Source organism: Bradyrhizobium sp. HKCCYLRH3059 (assembly GCF_051168035.1).
Classification (GTDB): domain Bacteria; phylum Pseudomonadota; class Alphaproteobacteria; order Rhizobiales; family Xanthobacteraceae; genus Bradyrhizobium.
Genome location: NZ_JBNPUF010000005.1, coordinates 163,695 through 180,074 on the forward strand (window position 1 = coordinate 163,695; position 16,380 = coordinate 180,074).

Annotated in this window: 14 protein-coding genes; 10 read left to right on the forward strand and 4 right to left on the reverse strand. The window is 65.5% G+C overall.

Annotated features, from left to right (window positions below):
• Positions 1-360: 360 nt before the first annotated feature.
• From ACQR13_RS17230 to ACQR13_RS17245, 4 genes are all read right to left on the reverse strand, one after another.
• A complete protein-coding gene (locus tag ACQR13_RS17230) occupies positions 361-972 on the reverse strand; it encodes a sigma-70 family RNA polymerase sigma factor (RefSeq protein WP_315751179.1) in 612 nt (203 codons plus the stop codon).
• Positions 973-1,203: 231 nt separating this feature from the next.
• Positions 1,204-1,947 carry a response regulator gene (locus tag ACQR13_RS17235; RefSeq protein ID WP_315717100.1) on the reverse strand — a complete coding sequence of 248 codons (744 nt, stop codon included), beginning with the start codon at positions 1,945-1,947 and terminating at the stop codon, positions 1,204-1,206.
• Positions 1,944-3,689: an ATP-binding response regulator gene (locus ACQR13_RS17240; protein ID WP_315751180.1), complete on the reverse strand. Its 1,746-nt coding sequence runs from the start codon at positions 3,687-3,689 to the stop codon at positions 1,944-1,946. The genes ACQR13_RS17235 and ACQR13_RS17240 overlap by 4 nt, the downstream gene beginning before the upstream one ends.
• Positions 3,659-5,644 (reverse strand): sensor histidine kinase, encoded by a 1,986-nt coding sequence (locus ACQR13_RS17245; RefSeq protein WP_409998644.1) that lies wholly within the window; start codon positions 5,642-5,644, stop codon positions 3,659-3,661. The genes ACQR13_RS17240 and ACQR13_RS17245 overlap by 31 nt, the downstream gene beginning before the upstream one ends.
• A 520-nt stretch (positions 5,645-6,164) precedes the next feature.
• On the opposite strand from ACQR13_RS17245, the gene ugpB reads away from it, so the two are divergent.
• The 10 genes from ugpB (at position 6,165) to hpxZ (ending at position 16,379) form a co-directional block, all read left to right on the forward strand.
• Complete coding sequence (ugpB, locus tag ACQR13_RS17250; RefSeq protein WP_315751181.1) at positions 6,165-7,490, forward strand: sn-glycerol-3-phosphate ABC transporter substrate-binding protein UgpB; 1,326 nt, start codon at positions 6,165-6,167, stop codon at positions 7,488-7,490.
• Positions 7,491-7,492: 2 nt separating this feature from the next.
• Positions 7,493-8,443: a phosphotransferase family protein gene (locus ACQR13_RS17255; RefSeq protein WP_316187880.1), complete on the forward strand. Its 951-nt coding sequence runs from the start codon at positions 7,493-7,495 to the stop codon at positions 8,441-8,443.
• A 223-nt stretch (positions 8,444-8,666) separates the two neighbouring features.
• Positions 8,667-10,289, forward strand: a complete 1,623-nt coding sequence (locus tag ACQR13_RS17260) for an ABC transporter substrate-binding protein (RefSeq protein WP_434847326.1) — start codon at positions 8,667-8,669, stop codon at positions 10,287-10,289.
• A gap of 195 nt (positions 10,290-10,484) precedes the next feature.
• Positions 10,485-11,498, forward strand: a complete 1,014-nt coding sequence (locus ACQR13_RS17265; RefSeq protein ID WP_315773716.1) for an ABC transporter permease — start codon at positions 10,485-10,487, stop codon at positions 11,496-11,498.
• Complete coding sequence (locus ACQR13_RS17270; protein WP_434863018.1) at positions 11,495-12,397, forward strand: ABC transporter permease; 903 nt, start codon at positions 11,495-11,497, stop codon at positions 12,395-12,397. Before ACQR13_RS17265 ends, ACQR13_RS17270 begins: the two co-directional genes overlap by 4 nt.
• 4 nt (positions 12,398-12,401) lie before the next feature.
• Entirely contained in the window at positions 12,402-12,578 is a 177-nt protein-coding gene (locus ACQR13_RS17275; RefSeq protein ID WP_315751188.1) for a hypothetical protein, read from the forward strand.
• Positions 12,575-14,389 (forward strand): dipeptide ABC transporter ATP-binding protein, encoded by a 1,815-nt coding sequence (locus ACQR13_RS17280; RefSeq protein WP_434863019.1) that lies wholly within the window; start codon positions 12,575-12,577, stop codon positions 14,387-14,389. The genes ACQR13_RS17275 and ACQR13_RS17280 overlap by 4 nt, the downstream gene beginning before the upstream one ends.
• A gap of 26 nt (positions 14,390-14,415) precedes the next feature.
• The gene (locus ACQR13_RS17285) at positions 14,416-14,595 is read left to right on the forward strand and encodes a DUF4089 domain-containing protein (RefSeq protein ID WP_315717108.1); all 180 of its coding nucleotides are present in this window, start codon (positions 14,416-14,418) and stop codon (positions 14,593-14,595) included.
• A gap of 10 nt (positions 14,596-14,605) precedes the next feature.
• Positions 14,606-16,006: an AtzE family amidohydrolase gene (locus tag ACQR13_RS17290; RefSeq protein WP_434863020.1), complete on the forward strand. Its 1,401-nt coding sequence runs from the start codon at positions 14,606-14,608 to the stop codon at positions 16,004-16,006.
• Positions 15,987-16,379: an oxalurate catabolism protein HpxZ gene (hpxZ, locus tag ACQR13_RS17295; protein ID WP_434863021.1), complete on the forward strand. Its 393-nt coding sequence runs from the start codon at positions 15,987-15,989 to the stop codon at positions 16,377-16,379. The genes ACQR13_RS17290 and hpxZ overlap by 20 nt, the downstream gene beginning before the upstream one ends.
• Position 16,380 lies beyond the last annotated feature (1 nt).

Consider the following 16,380-nt stretch of genomic DNA (forward strand, 5'->3'; position numbering starts at 1 on the left):
TCCGTCATTGCCGTGGGGCTTGTAGCACCGCCCCATGACGGAAGATTGCACCGGCAACGCGCGATATCAAATGGTCAAATCGCCCTATTGGCGGGGTGAGCGGTCCCAAACGACGAAGACCCGGCGGGGGCATCCGCCGGGTCTTCGGAGCAACCTTGGAAGGTGGAGGTATCCTTGAATTTGCTCGCTCCAAACCGAGATCAGCTGGGGGACTGAGGCTCGGCTGATGGATAACGTTCTAGCGGCGGAAATTTTCCAGGTGATTTCGCCGATTGTTTCAATTGTTTCGTTCGGCGATTTTGATGCGTCGTCGTCTTTGGAACCCGCCGGGACCGCAGCCCCGGCGAGAATGAAGCTTGGTCAGGCGGCGAGGCTGTGGACGCCGGCACAGCGCAGGAGCTCGGCCAGGTGCTTACGGGCATAGAACATGCGCGTCTTCACCGTGCTCTGCGGAATGCCGATGATCTGCCCGACCTCCTCCACCGACTTCTCATGGTAGTAGATCAGGGTGATGATCTCGCGATGCGCCGGCGACAGCTTGGCGACGCAGGCGCGCAGGATGGCGCTGGTGGTGGAGCGCTCGAGCGAGGTCTCCGGGGTGTCGGAGTCGTCGGCGATCTCGCGCACCTCGTCCTGGTCGATGTCCTCGAAGCGGCGCTGGCGCAGCGCGGTCAGCGCCTTGAAGCGGGCGATCGACAGCAGCCAGGTCGAGACCTGCGAGCGGCCCTCGAACTGCTTGGCGGTGCGCCAGACGTCCAGGAACACCTGGCTGACGAGGTCCTCGGCGATCGTGGTGTCGCGGACGATGCGCAGGATGAAGCGATAGACCCGCACATTGTGACGCGCATAAAGCGTGTGCATCGCGGTGCGATCGCCATCGGCAATGCTCTCCAGGAGCATGTCGTCCGTGGTCGCCTGGGCGGCGATGATGCCCTGGCTGGCTGCGGAATTGATGGCAACGACGTTCTGCATGGCACTCTCCCGTTCCGCCGCCCCCTTGCGGCGTTTCGACGGGATGGATTGTTAAGGAGTGCCCGTTTCGGGACGTCTGCACGAAAACAGGAAAATGGTTTCGTGCGCCTGCGGAAATGTTTCGTCGCGCCGCACATCGCGAAACACTCGTGGCGGAATTGTGCCCAATTCCAAGAAGCGGAACGGAATGCGGGTACAGGAGCTGCTTTCGCCGCCGCCGGCCGGCTGTCCTCAGGCCTTCTCGCCGGCCGGGGAGAACAGGTAGCCGCCGCCGCGAATGGTCCGGATCACGGCCGGTTTGGTCGGATCGGGCTCGATTTTGCGACGGATGCGCATGATTCTAAGATCCACGGCGCGATCGAACGCCTCCGCATCGCGGGCATTGGCGAGCTCCAGCAGCCGCTCGCGCGACAGCACCCGCTTCGGGTTGGCGGCGAACACTTTGAGCAGGCCGAACTCGGACGCCGTCAGCGGGTGCTCGTTGCCCTCGTCATCGCGCAACGCCTGGGCATCGAGATCCAGCCATTTGGTGCCGAACCGCACCAATTGCGGGTCCTTGGCCTGGGCCGGAGCGGTCTCCGTGACGGCCGCCGCAGCCTTGGCCGGTCCGCTGCGGCGCAACACGGAGCGGATCCGGGCCATCAATTCGCGCAATTCGCACGGCTTGGCGACGTAATCGTCGGCGCCAAGCTCAAGCCCGACCACGCGGTCGATCGGGCTGGCGGTGGCCGTCAGCATGATCACCGGGATGTTGGTGCGGCCCTTGAGATCGCGAATGATCGACAGGCCGTCTTCTTCGGGCATGTTGAGGTCGAGCACGACGAGATCTGCGGGGCCGGTCTCGATGGCGCTGCGCAGGCTCTTGCCGCCGTCGCACAGCGTCACGCTGAAGCCGTGCATCTTGAGGTAATCACCCACCATTTCGCGGGCAGGGGCCTCGTCGTCGACGATGATGATGTGCTGGCTCTGACTCATGACAATTCGGCCGCCGGCAGTGTGATGGTGAAGGTCGATCCGGATCCCGGCCCTTCGCTCCTGGCCGTCACCTCGCCACCATGCATGTCGACGATGCGTTTGACAATCGACAGGCCGAGCCCGGTCGAGCTCTCGCCCGCGGTCGGTTTGGCCGACAGCCGCTGGAACCGCCCGAACAGGCGGCCGAGATCCTCCGGCGACAGCCCGGCGCCCTGGTCGGTGACGGCGATGATGGTGTTGTCGCCGTCATCGGCGGCGTTCACGGTGATCCTGCCGCCGATCGGGCTGTACTTGATCGCGTTGCTCAAGAGATTGTCGATCGCCTCGCGGATCCGGTCGATGTCGCACATGGTCGACAGCAGCGTCGGCGCCGAGACCTCGATGACCTGCTGCTTGTTGAGGGCGAGCGGCTGGTTGGCCTCGACCACCTCGTGGATCAGGGCCGTGATGTCGACCGGCTCGCGGCGGATGGTGATGTCGAAGGCGTCGGCCATCGCATCCGAGATCAGATGGTCGACCATCGAGGTCAGCCGCTTGGCGGCATCGCGGATATGTCCGACCTGGCTGGTGATCCCCTCTGCGGAGGCGCCGGTCGCGATCAACTCGGTCAGCATTTCCGTGCGGCCGAGGATGACGCCCAGCGGATTCTTCAGGTCATGGGCAACGGTGCCGAGAATCTCGTTCTTGAAGCCGTTGGCGCGCTGCAGCCGCAGCCATTGCGCCGACAGCCGCCGGTTGGCCTGCATCAGCGCGCGGGTGCGCTGGGCGACGCGGTCCTCGAGCTGGGTGTTGGCCTCATGCAGCTGCTGATACAGGATCACGTTGTCGAAGGCGATCGACAGCCGGCTGGAGAAGATCTCGACCAGCGAACGGTCGGTCTCGGACAGCGGCCGCTCCGCCTGCAGCAGCACCACGACTTCGCGCCCCGAGCCGGTGCGGACATAGAGCACGGTGCGGTGGTCTGCGAATTCGTTGCTGCGCTGCCTGAAGGCGGCCTCGACCATGTCGCGCAGATCCGGATCGAGCGAGCGCGAGGTGACGGCGCCGGAGAAGCGGCTGTAGCAGCCGGAGCCGGCCAGCACCGAAAAATCGTCGGTCTGGCTGCCGTCGTCGCGCAGCACCAGGATCCCCGCGCAATCCACGTTCAGCAGCGACGCGATCTGGGTCAGCACGCCCTCGGCCAGCCGCTGCATCGACTTGAAATCATACAGCGTCGAGGCGGCGTCGATGATGATCTCGAGGCCGCGCCGGGTCTGCACCATGCGCTCGAGCTGCTGGTAGCTGCGCAGCGCCGCCGTCAGCGAGGTGAACAGCTTGTCGGCGGTGAGCTCGGTCTTGGCCTTGTAGTCGTTGATGTCGTACTGGACGATGACGCGCCGCTCCGGCGCCTGGCCCGGCTGCCCGGTCCGCAGGATGATGCGGACGGTCTCGTTCTTGATCTCGTTGCGGATGTATTCGACGAGCTCGAGCCCGGCGACGTCGGTCTCCATGATGACGTCGAGCAGCACGGCCGCGATGTCGGTGTGCTCCCGCATCAGCGCGCGGCCTTCGGCCGCCGAATAGGCGGACAGGATTTCGAGCCCCTGGCCGTTCAGGCTGTAATCCGACAGCGCAAAGCGGGTGCCCTCGTGCACGGCATGGTCGTCGTCGATGACGGCGATCTTCCATTTCCGGGCCGAACCGTCGTCCTCGTCGAAACCGGTATCCTCGATCAGTTGGAGGACATCGTCCTGTTCGGCCATTGCGTCGTTCCGTCACCCATTGCTGTCTCGGCGCCGCCCTTGGCGACCCGCGGCATGATAATCCGAAAGGTGGTGCCTTGTCCCTCGCGGGATTCCAGCATCATGCGGCCACCGAGCTGCTGCGTCACCAGATTGTAGACGATATGCAGCCCGAGCCCCGTTCCCCCTTCGTTGCGGCGTGTCGTGAAGAACGGATCGAAGGCCTGGCGCTGCACGTCGGGGGGCATGCCTGCCCCGTTATCGGCGAAAATGATCTCGATGTCATCCGTGCCGCGCGGCCGCGCCGTGATCGAGATGGTGCCCGCGCGGCCGTCGGCAAAGGCGTGGTTGACGGCGTTGAGGAACAGGTTGGTGAGAATCTGACCGTAGAACCCGGGATAGCCGTCGATGAAAAGCCCCTCGGGGACATCGACCGCCAGCGTGATCGGCGCGCGCTTGAGCACCGGCTTGAGGCTGGTGATGATCTGATCGGTCGCCTCGCTCAGGACGAAGGTCCGTCGCTCCGCATGGGAGCGGTCGACCGCGACCTGCTTGAACGACTGGATCAACTCGCCGGCGCGCTGCAGGTTGGCGACCAGTTGCTCGGACGCATCGCGCGACGAACGCACGAACTCCTCCAGTTGCGACCGGCGCAGGCCGCCTTCGGGCGACCGCAGCGCCGCCTCGAACATCTCGACGCGGCGCGCGAAGCTGGAGGCCACCGTCAGGCTGATGCCGATCGGATTGTTCACCTCATGGGCGACGCCGGCGACCAGCCCGCCCAGGGCCGCCAGCCGCTCGGCGTCGATCAGGTTGCGCTGCGCGGCGTTGAGCTCGAGCAGCGCGCTCTCGGCCTTTTCCTTCGCGGTGCGCAACTCGTCCTCGGTCTTGCGCTTGGCGATCGCGTTCTCGCGGAAGGTCTCGACGGCGCGGGCCATCGCGCCGACCTCGTCGCGCGCCTCGGTGCCCTGGACCTCGCGGTCGTAGTCGCCCAGCATGATTGCGCGCATCGAGGCCATGATCTGCTGCAGCGGCAGCCGGATCGACAAGGCGATCAGCACGCCCGCGGACAGGATGACTCCCAGGAAGATCACCGCGATCGAAAGGACGCGGCGGGAGATGTCCTTCAATGTCCGATCGAACGTCGCCTGCGCCTTCTGCTCGTGCTGGCGCATCTTCACCGACAGGCCGTCGATGGCGCCGATGGTTTCGGCCTGGCTGGCATCGATGGTGTTGCGCAGCAGTTCGGTGCGGTTGGTGAGCTGATCGGTGAGCTTGGAGAATCCCGCGCGCAGCGCCGCGGTCCGGGCCGACAGCCGCTGCAGCGCCAGCCGCTGCAGATCATTGTCCGCAAGGCTCGACATCACCGGAATGGTCTTCTCGATCGTCTCCGTGTTGCGGCGCGCGTCCTCGGCGGAGGCGGGCGCGAGCGACAGGTAGTAGGAATTGGCCGCGACCAGCATGGCGGTGAAGGCCTCGCGCGACTTGCCGAGCGAGGGCCAGATCTGCGCGTCGCGATGGCCGGTCGCGCCTTCGATCACCGAATAGAGCCCGGCGATGTCGCGGGCGGGGCCGAGAACCTCTTCCTCATAGGTCTTGGAGATCGTCGCCTGCAGACTTCGCAGCTCGCCGAAGCCGTCCAGGAAACGCACGGTGACGCGCTCCAGCTCCTCGACCGACCCCGACAGCATCGGGTCGGTCGAGGCGCGCGTCGTCAGCGTCCCGAGCACGGCCTCGCGCAGCAGCAGGATCTCGGCGAACAGCTCCGGGCTCGGCTGATTGATGTAGCGATGAATGAGGTTCTGCAGCCGGCTCGTCTCGCTTTCGAGCAGGGCCAGCACCTTGTCGGATTCCCGGACCTGGCGAACGTCGTCCCAGGCCGTGCCCAGCACCGTCGCGCCGTTCCAGATCAGCGCCGCCAGCACGATCACGACAGCCGAGTTGAGCGCGGCGATCGAGAGGATGCGCCAGCGGATCGGAACCGCCCGCAGCGCGCGAACGATCCGTGCCCGCCCCAGGACCGCCAGACCGAGCGGCCGCGCGACGGATTTCCGCTGCTCGGATCGCGCCACGATCGCTACCTCGGGCCGGGCGTGCGGAGCCTGCCTGCGTCCGCTCTGCCGCGCGCAGCCGGGCCTGTATGCTGCGGCGCAGCCAGTCGCGCCGCCGAGCATGATGGGCGTGAAAGGGACGAGCGGTACCGCGCGCCCGCCTCAGCGCGCATCAGCACCGGCGTGACGTCCACTCTCGAGATCGACGAAAGATGGGCGCGGTACACAGGCAACACTTTTCCCCCTGATGATGAGGTCGGCCCGGACATGAAAAGGTTCAATGCACTCCCGAACAGGTGCTATAAGGCCATTCTGACGTCAAAGCGATACACGTCAATGGTTTGCTGATAGTTTGTTGCAGCCTTGGGTTGCTGGACCTGATTTTTCGGTCCGATTGCGATCTCAGCCCGAGCCTATTCATTCATCGAATTGGAGTTGCCTCCTGGTGACGGTCCTTCTGCGTTCTGTTTCGTTTGCAATCCTGCTCTGGACGGTTGTTGGCGCAAGCACGGCCAAGGCCGCGACCGAGATCGTGTGGTGGCATGCGATGTCGGGCGAGCTCGGCAGGCAGGTCGACAGGCTGGCGGCCGACTTCAACGCGTCGCAGTCCGACTACCGCATCGTGCCGAGCTACAAGGGCAGCTATACGGAGACCGTGACGGCGGCCATCTTCGCGTTCCGCTCGCGCAGCCAGCCGGCGATCGTGCAGGTCAATGAGATCGCGACCGCGACGATGACGGCGGCCAAGGGCGCGATCTATCCCGTTTACGAATTGATGCGCGACGAGCAGGAGAGCTTTTCGCCGTCGGCCTATCTGCCCGCGATCGCCGGCACCTATGCCGACGCCGACGGCAACATGCTGTCGTTTCCGTTCAACGCCTCCACGCCCATCCTCTACTACAACAAGGATCAGTTTCGCGCGGCCGGGCTCGATCCGGGCATGGCGCCGAAGACCTGGTCCGAGCTCGGCAAGGCTGCCCGGCGGCTGCGCGACAACGGTGTCGCCTGCGGCTTCACGACGTCGTGGCCGGCCTGGATCAACGTGGAGAATTTCTCGGCCTTCCACAATCTGCCGATCGCCACGCGGGCCAACGGCTTTGCCGGACTGGACGCCGTGCTGACGTTCAACAATCCGCAGGTCACGCGGCACATCGCCCAGCTCGCGGAATGGCAGAAGAGCAAGGTCTTCGACTATGGCGGCCGCGGTCAGGCTGCCGAGCCGCGTTTCCAGAAGGGCGAGTGCGGCATCTTCATCGGCTCCTCGGCAACGCGCGCCGACATCAAGGCGAATTCGAAGTTCGAGGTCGGCTACGGCATGATGCCGTACTGGCCTGACGTTGCGGCCGCGCCGCAGAATTCGATCATCGGCGGCGCGACGTTGTGGGTGCTCCGCGACCGTCCCGCGGCCGAGTACAAGGGCGTGGCCAAGTTCTTCGCCTATCTGTCGCGGCCCGATGTTCAGGCCGCTTGGCACCAGAATACGGGCTATTTGCCGATCACCCAGGCGGCCTTCGATCTGACGCGCGCGCAGGGCTTCTACGACCGCAATCCAGGAGCCGCGATCTCGATCGAGCAGGTGACGCTCAACCCACCCACGGAGAATTCGCGCGGACTGCGGCTCGGCTCGTTCGTGCTGATCCGTGATGCCATCGAGGACGAGATGGAGCAGGCCTTCAGCGGCCGCAAACCGGCGCAGGCGGCGCTCGATGCCGCCGTCGACCGCGGCAATCGTCTGCTGCGCCAGTTCGAGCGCGCGAGCCCGGATCGCTGAAAATGACGTTGCCACCGGTCGCCGATGGCGCGCAGCTCCGGCGCCTCCGTGCCGACGTGACGCGCTGGCTGCCGGCTGCACGCGATATTGCGCGCGGCCATGGCTACGACGACGCGCGGCTGGTTCCGTTCGCGGCGGGCACCAATCTGGTCCTCGCGCTGAACGACGGACTGATCCTGAAGGTCTTCCCGCCGTTTCATCGCGGCAAGTTTCAGTCCGAGCGGGCGGCCTTGCGCGTGCTCGCCGGTGGCGTCGGCGACGTCCGTACCCCCGACCTGCGACACGAGGGGGAGCGCGACGGCTGGTGCTATCTGATCATGACCAGGCTCGGCGGCATGCCTGCTTCGGATGTGTGGCGGCAACTCCCGGAGTGGGACAAGCAGCTCTTGCTCAGGCAGGTCGGTCGTCTGATCGCCGCCGTGCAGCGGGTCCCGCCTGGCGAGCTGCTGGCGCTCGGTCCGCGCTGGTCGGATTTCTTGCGGATGCAGATGGCCGGATGTCATGCACGCCATCAGCGGCTCGGCTTGCCGCCGACGCTTCTCGCCGGGCTGGACGATCTCCTGCGCGAGGCCGCAGCACTGCTGCCGCAGGATCCGCCGCCGGTCATCCTGACCGGTGAATACATTCCGGAGAACTTACTCGTCACGCGCAGCGGTGATGGCTGGCAGCTGAGCGGGCTGTTCGACTTCGGCGACGTCATGACCGGTTTTGGCGAGTATGATCTGCTCGGGCCGAGCGCCTTCATGGCAGCGGGTCATCCCGGGCGCGTGCGTGCCTTGTTCGACGGCTACGGATTTGCGCTGGAGGACATCGACCGGCAGCTGAAGCGACGGCTGCTGGTCCTGCTGTTGCTGCACCAGTACAGCGATCCGCTCCGACACATCTGCATTCCGGATTGGCCGGCCAAGGTCCGCGACTTCGACGAGCTGCAGGCGCTGATCTGGCCGGAGTGATCCCAACCGGGGCGGCGGTCCAACAGGCGTTGCGTAAATCTGTCGCAGGCTAGCTGAGGTGATTATAAACTCAGCAAATATGCAGCTTTGTATGCAATTGGGGGCGCTGAGCTGTGCCGCTCGGTGAAGGCCCCTCGATATTTCAATAGCTTAGCTTTCAGCCGGGCTTGGCACAAAGCTTGCGATCGCTGTTCCCGACAGTCGTTATCCTCGGGAGCATTTGATGAAGCGTCGCGATTTTCTGAAATCCGTGTCCGGTCTGGCTGCGGGGGCCGCGCTGCCAATGGCGCCGGCCATCATGTCTTCCGCCAAGGCCGACGCGCGGTCCGAGACGCTGCTGATCGTGTCCGAAGGCGGTCCCAACAACCTCGACATCCACGGCGTCGGCACCAACGTGCCGGGCTACGAGGTGTCCTGGAACTGCTATGACCGCCTGATCAGCCACGAGATGAAGAGCGGCCCGGGCGGGGTGCCGTACTACGACCGCGACAAGTTCAAGCCCGAACTCGCCGAGGACATGACCATCGGCGACATGTCCGCCACCTTCAAGCTGCGCAAGAACGCCAAATTCCACGACGGCACGCCGGTCACGGCCAAGGACGTGAAGTGGTCGCTCGATCGCGCCGTCAGCGTCGGGGGCTTCCCGACCTTCCAGATGAGCGCCGGCTCGCTGACCAAGACCGAGCAGTTCGTCATCGTCGATGACCACACCGTGCGCGTCGACTTTCTGAAGAAGGACCGGCTGACGATCCCCGATCTCGCCGTCATCGTACCCTGCGTGGTCAACTCGGAGCTCGTGAAGAAGAACGCGACCGACAAAGACCCGTGGGGGCTCGAATATACCAAGCAGCAGACCGCTGGTTCCGGCGCCTACAAGGTGACGAAGTGGACCGCCGGTACCGAAGTGATCATGGAGCGCAACGACGACTGGGTGTGCGGTCCGCTGCCGAAGATCAAGCGTGTGATCTGGCGCATGGTGCCGCAGGCCGGCAACCGGCGCGCGCTGCTCGAGCGCGGGGATGCCGACATCTCCTATGAGCTGCCGAACAAGGACTTCCAGGAGATGAAGTCGAACGGCAAGCATACCGTGATCTCGCTGCCGATCTCGAACGGCATCCAGTATATCGGCATGAACGTGACCAAGCCGCCGTTCGACAATCCCAAGGTCCGGCAGGCGCTCGCCTATGCAATGCCCTATCAGAAGATCATCGATGCCGTGATGTTCGGCCTTGCCAATCCGATGTTCGGCGCGCCGGCGGATAAGGCGACCGAGGTGGCGTGGCCGCAGCCGACCAAGTACTTCACCGACATGGAGAAGGCAAAAGCGCTGCTGGCGGAAGCCGGCTACCCCAACGGCTTCGAAACCACGATCTCCTTCGACCTCAATTTCGCACAGGTCAACGAGCCCTTGTGCGTGTTGGTGCAGGAGAGCCTCGCCCAGCTCGGCATCAAGACCACCATCAACAAGGTGCCCGGCGCCAATTGGCGCACCGAGCTGAACAAGAAGGAGATGCCGCTCTTCACCAACATCTTCTCGGGCTGGCTCGATTACCCCGAATACTTCTTCTACTGGTGCTATCACGGCAACAATTCCGTGTTCAACACGATGAGCTACAAGTCGCCGGTGATGGACAAGTTCATCGACGGCGCGCGTGACGCCGCCGCGGCCGGGGACAAGGCGACGTACGATGCCGACGTGAAGGGCTTCGTCGATCTCGCCTTCGCCGAGGTGCCACGCATTCCGCTGTATCAGCCGTTCGTCAACGTCGCGATGCAGAAGAACATCTCCGGCTATCAGTACTGGTTCCACCGTAGGCTCGACTATCGGGCTCTGGTGAAGGGGTGAGACAGTGATGGGGGGATGTAATATGGGCCGAGCTCTCTCATTCCCTCCCCCCTTGTGGGGGAGGGGCAGGGAGGGGGGTAGCCACACCCACTGCCGTCTGGGTCCAACCCCCTCCCCAGCCCTCCCCCACAAGGGGGGAGGGAGCCGAGTGCGCCGCGCGGACAGGTCTGGGCCAATTCGGGCAGGGGGCTGCTCATGCTGAGCCTCATCGCCAAGCGCCTCGCGTTCGCGATCCCGTCGCTGATCGGCGTCGTGATCGTCACCTTCCTGCTCACGCGCGCCTTGCCCGGCGATCCCGCGGCGTATTTTGCCGGCCCCGCCGCCACCAAGGAGGCGGTGGAGCAGATCCGCAAGAAGCTCGGCTTCGACAAGCCGCTGGTCGAGCAGTTCTTCCGCTACACCGTCGATCTCGCCCATGGCGATCTCGGCAGTTCGCTGACCACAGGCCAGCCGGTCGCCAGCGAGATTCGCAACCGACTGCCGGCCTCGGCCGAGCTGACCTTGCTCGGTCTGTTGGTATCCGTCGCGATCGCGCTGCCGCTCGGTGTGCTCGCGGCGACGCGGCCGGGGTCGTGGATCGACCATACCTGCCGTATCGTCACGACCGCGGGCGTCTCGCTGCCGGTGTTCTTCACCGGGCTGGTGCTGGTGTATGTGTTCTACTTCCGGCTCGGCTGGTCACCGGCGCCGCTTGGCCGGCTCGACGTGTTTTATAGCGCGCCGGACCCCGTGACCGGCTTCTACCTCATCGATACGCTGATCGCGCGTGACGGCGAGGCGTTCCGCTCCGCGCTGAGCCAGTTGATCCTGCCCGCCGCGACGTTGGCGATCTTCTCGCTGGCTCCGATCGCGCGCATGACGCGGGCCTCGATGCTGTCGGTGCTGTCGTCGGAATTCGTCCGCACGGCGCGCGCCTCGGGCCTGTCGCCCGCGACGGTCACCGTGACCTATGCGTTCCGCAACGCCATGCTGCCGGTCATCACCACGCTGTCGATGGTGTTCTCCTTCCTGCTCGGCGCCAACGTGCTGGTGGAGAAGGTGTTCGCCTGGCCCGGCATCGGCTCCTATGCGGTCGAGGCGCTGATCGCCTCCGACTTCGCGCCGGTGCAGGGCTTCGTGCTGACGATGGCCGTGATGTACGTCGTCCTGAACCTCGTCATCGACATTCTCTATGGCGTCATCGATCCCCGCGTGAGGCTGGAAGGATGAGCACTGTCGCGCCGACCGTCGAGCCTGCCGCCGTTCCCTCGCGGACGACGGGACTGACAGCCCTGATCGGCCACACGCGCTATGTCCTGGCCGAGAACAAGGTGACGGGCTTCGCCTTCGGCCTCCTGGTCGTGATCCTGTTTGCAGCCATCTTCGGCCCGTGGATCGTGCCCTATGATCCGCTGGCCAGCGACACCGCGTCCGCGCTGAAGCCGCCGTCGGCGGCGCATTGGTTCGGCACCGATCAGCTCGGCCGCGACATCTTCAGCCGCGTTGTGGTCGCGACCCGGCTCGACGCCTTCATCGCGATCGCCTCGGTCGCGCTCGTGTTCTTCCTGGGCGGTCTCGCCGGCGTCGCCGCCGGCTTCTTCGGCGGCTGGACCGACCGCATCGTCGGCCGCATTGCCGACACGATCATGGCGTTCCCGCTGTTCGTACTGGCGATGGGCATCGTCGCCGCGCTCGGCAACACCGTGCAGAACATCATCATCGCCACCGCGATCGTGAATTTCCCGCTCTATGCGCGCGTGGCACGCGCCGAGGCCAATGTCCGCCGCAACGCCGGCTTCGTGCAGGCGGCACGGCTGTCGGGCAACAGCGAGCTGCGCATCCTGCTCGGCCACATCCTGCCGAACATCATGCCGATCATGATCGTGCAGATGTCGCTGACCATGGGCTACGCCATCCTCAATGCCGCAGGCCTGTCGTTCATCGGCCTCGGCGTGCGGCCGCCGACGGCGGAATGGGGCATCATGGTTGCCGAGGGCGCCTCGTTCATGGTGTCGGGCGAATGGTGGATCGCGCTGTTCCCGGGTCTCGCGCTGATGATCGCGGTGTTCTGCTTCAACCTGCTCGGCGACGGCCTGCGCGACATCGTCGACCCGCAGCGCAGGACGTAAGGCGATGAGCGCACCACAAAACGACTCCGTCATTGCCGGGCTTGACCCGGCAATCCATCCCTTCAAGAACACCTTCGTCAGTGTGATGGACGCGCGGGCCTTCGCCGCGCCGAAGGGGCTTCGGCCCCGCAGGCGGGTCAAGCCCGCGCATGACGGTCGTAACAAGCGGAGCCACGGATGACCGCCCAGCCGCTGCTCGACGTTCGCGATCTCACGGTCGAATTCTCCACCCGCCGCGGTATCGTCAAGGCGGTGCAGCATGTCGACATCTCCGTCGCCAAGGGCGAGACGCTCGCGATCGTCGGCGAATCCGGCTCGGGCAAGTCGGTGACGTCCTATGCGGTGATGCGCATCCTCGACCGCGCCGGGCGCATCGCCGAGGGATCGGTGATGTTCTCCGGCGTGGACGTCAGGGCGGCCGAGGAAAGCGCGATGCGCGATCTGCGCGGCCGCGAGATCTCGATGATCTTCCAGAACCCGCGCGCCGCGCTCAACCCGATCCGCAAAGTCGGCCAGCAGATCGAGGATGTGCTGAAGCAGCACGTCCAGGCGGCCGCGACCGATCGCGCCGAGAAGGCGATCGCCGCGCTCGAGCAGGTCAAGATCGCGCGTCCGCGCGAGCGCTACCACGCCTATCCGTTCGAATTGTCCGGCGGCATGTGCCAGCGCGTCGTCATCGCGCTGGCGCTGGCCTGCAACCCGCAGCTCCTGATCGCCGACGAGCCGACCACCGGTCTCGACGTCACCACGCAGAAGGCGGTGATGGACCTCGTCGTCGAGCTGACGAAGAGCCGGGGCATGTCGACCATCCTGATCACGCATGATCTGGGTCTCGCCGCTGCCTATTGCGATCGCGTCGTGGTGATGGAGAAGGGCCGGGTGGTCGAGACCGCCAGCGCCGCCGACATCTTCGCCAACCCGCAGCATCCCTATACACGCAAGCTGATGCGCGCGACGCCGCGCCTCGGCGTGTCCTTGCGCGATCTGCTGCCGGAGGAGGATGTGGCAGCCCCACCACACACAGCCTCCGTCATGGCCGGGCTTGACCCGGCCATCCATCCATCTTCGCAAGAGTCGCTCCAGGTGATGGACCCCCGGGTCAAGCCCGGGGGTGACGAGCGGAGTGCGGAGGGCGAGCGGAGTGCGAGCAGCGCCAAGCCGCTTCTCCTCGTCGACAAGCTGGTCAAGGAATATCCGCGCCAGGGCGCCTCGGCGACATTGTCGAAACTGTTCGGACGGAGGCCGGCGGTCGAGCCGGAGATGTTCCGCGCCGTCGACGGCATCAGCTTCACGGTCGGTCATGGCGAGAGCGTTGGCCTGGTCGGCGAATCCGGCTGCGGCAAGTCGACGACGTCGATGATGGTGATGCGGCTGCTCGACCAGACTTCGGGGCGCATCAGCTTCGATGGCGAGGAGATCGGCAACATCCTGCCGCAGGCCTTTGCCCGGCTTCCGCTGCGCAGCCGGATCCAGATGGTGTTCCAGGATCCGACCGACAGCCTCAATCCGCGCTTCACCGCGGCGCGTGCCATCGCCGACCCGATCCTGCAGCTCGGCGACATCAAGGGCCGCGACGCGCTTCGTGCCCGCTGCGAGGAGCTCGCCACCATGGTCGGCCTGCCGCTCAATCTGCTCGATCGCTTTCCGCACCAATTGTCGGGCGGCCAGAAGGCGCGCGTCGGTATCGCGCGCGCCATCGCACTGCACCCGAAGCTCGTCATCCTCGACGAGCCCACGGCGGCGCTCGACGTCTCCGTGCAGGCGGTCGTGCTCAATCTGCTGCAGGACCTCAAGCGGCAGTTAGGTATGAGCTATCTGTTTGTCTCCCATGATTTGAATGTCGTGCGGCTGTTGTGCGATCGTGTGATCGTGATGCGGTCGGGTCGAATCGTCGAGGAAGGCACCTCCGAACGTGTGCTAGGTCATCCGCAGGATGACTATACGCGGGAGTTGCTGACGGCGATTCCGCACCCGCCATTGCCGGCGCATTGAGCGTGAAAGCTTGAGGAGAAAAGCTGATGGCGGAGCCATTGGACGATTACATCGACGCGGTCGGGCGTGCATTGGCTCTGCCGATCGAGGACGCGTGGCGCCCGGCCATCCGCGCCAATCTCGAGGTCTCGCTGAAGATGGCGAAGCTGGTCGACGAATTCTCCCTGCCTGATGAAGCCGAGCCTGCCAGTGTCTTCACCGCTTAGTTCTCCCGAGATGACCGCGAGCGCCGTCGCCGCCGCGGTCGCCACCGGCAAGCTCTCGGCCGTCGACGCCACTGACGCCGCGCTGGCGCGGATTGTGGCCCGCGATGGCGTGCTCAACTCGTTCACGGATGTGACCGCCGAGCGGTCGCGTGCGAAGGCGCGAGCGGTGGATGCCGACATCGCTGCGGGCAAGCCCATCGGCCCGCTCGCCGGCGTGCCGTTCGCGGTGAAGAACCTGTTCGACGTCGCGGGGCTGCCGACCCGCGCCGGCTCCAAGATCAACCGTGATCGAGCGCCCGCGACGCGCGACGCGACGCTGATCGAGCGCATGGAGGCGGCCGGCGCCGTCCTCGTCGGTGCGCTCAACATGGGCGAATACGCCTACGACTTCACCGGCGAGAACGTGCACGACGGCCCGTCGCGCAATCCGCATGATCCGACGCGGATGAGCGGCGGTTCGTCGGGCGGCTCCGGCAGCGCCGTCGGCGGCGGCTTGGTGCCGATCGCGCTGGGCTCCGACACCAACGGCTCGATTCGTGTGCCGTCGTCGTTCTGCGGCATCTTCGGCCTCAAGCCGACCTATGGCCGGCTGTCGCGGGCGCGCTCGTTTCCGTTCGTCATGAGCCTGGATCATCTCGGTCCGTTCGCACGTTCGGTCGAGGATCTCGCGCTCGCCTATGACGTGATGCAGGGACCAGATCCCGACGATGCGGCGTGCACCACGCGCGCGCCGGAGCCGGTCTCAGCTTCGCTGTCGCAAGGGCTCGATGGCCTGCGCATCGCCATTGCCGGCGGCCACTTTCAGAAGAACCTGTTTCCGGAGGCCGCCGAGGCGGTCAGCCGCGTGGCGACCGCGCTCAGGGCGACCGACGTCGTCGAGGTGCCCGAAGCCGCGCGTGCTCGCGCCGCGGCCTATGTCATCAGCACGACCGAAGGCGCCTCGCTGCATCTCGACCGCTTGCGCAAGCAGCCGCAGGATTTCGATCCGGCGGTGCGCGATCGGCTGATTGCGGGGGCGATGATTCCGGCACCGATGGTCGACCGCGCGCAGAAGTTTCGCCGCTGGTACCGCGCCCGGGTGCTGGAGCTGTTCAAGTCCGTCGACGTGCTGATCGCGCCCGCAACGCCCTGCGTTGCACCCAAGCTCGGGCAGGCGACCTTCGTGCTCGACGGCGTCGAACTGCCGGTGCGTGCCAATATCGGCATTCATACCCAGCCGATCTCGTTCATCGGGCTTCCCGTCGTCGCCGTCCCGATTCCGCTCGCGCCGATGCCCATCGGCGTGCAGATCATCGCGGCGCCCTGGTGCGAACATGTCGCATTGCGTGTGGCCCACGCCTTGCAACAGCTTGGCGTCGCCGCTGCGTCGGCCCCGCGAGGAGTTCTGGAGAATGGAAGTCGATCTGCCTGACGTCGTCGCGGAAGTCACCGCGCAGTTCCAGCGCTACGAACAGGCGCTGGTCGGCAACGACGTTGCCGTGCTCGACGAGCTGTTCAAGCACGACGCCCGTACGCTGCGCTACGGCATCGGCGAGAACCTCTATGGCTACGGCGAGATCGCTGCATTTCGCGCCGCGCGCTCGCCGGCTGGACTGATGCGGCGGACCGCGCGCACCGTGATCACCACTTACGGCCGTGACGCCGCGGTCGCCTCGACGCTGTTCTATCGCGACACCGCGCCCGGCAAGGTCGGACGCCAGATGCAGACCTGGGTCCGGTTTCCTGAAGGCTGGAGAATCGTTGCTGCCCATGTCAGCATCATCGATGAAGCAAAGGGCGGCTAAG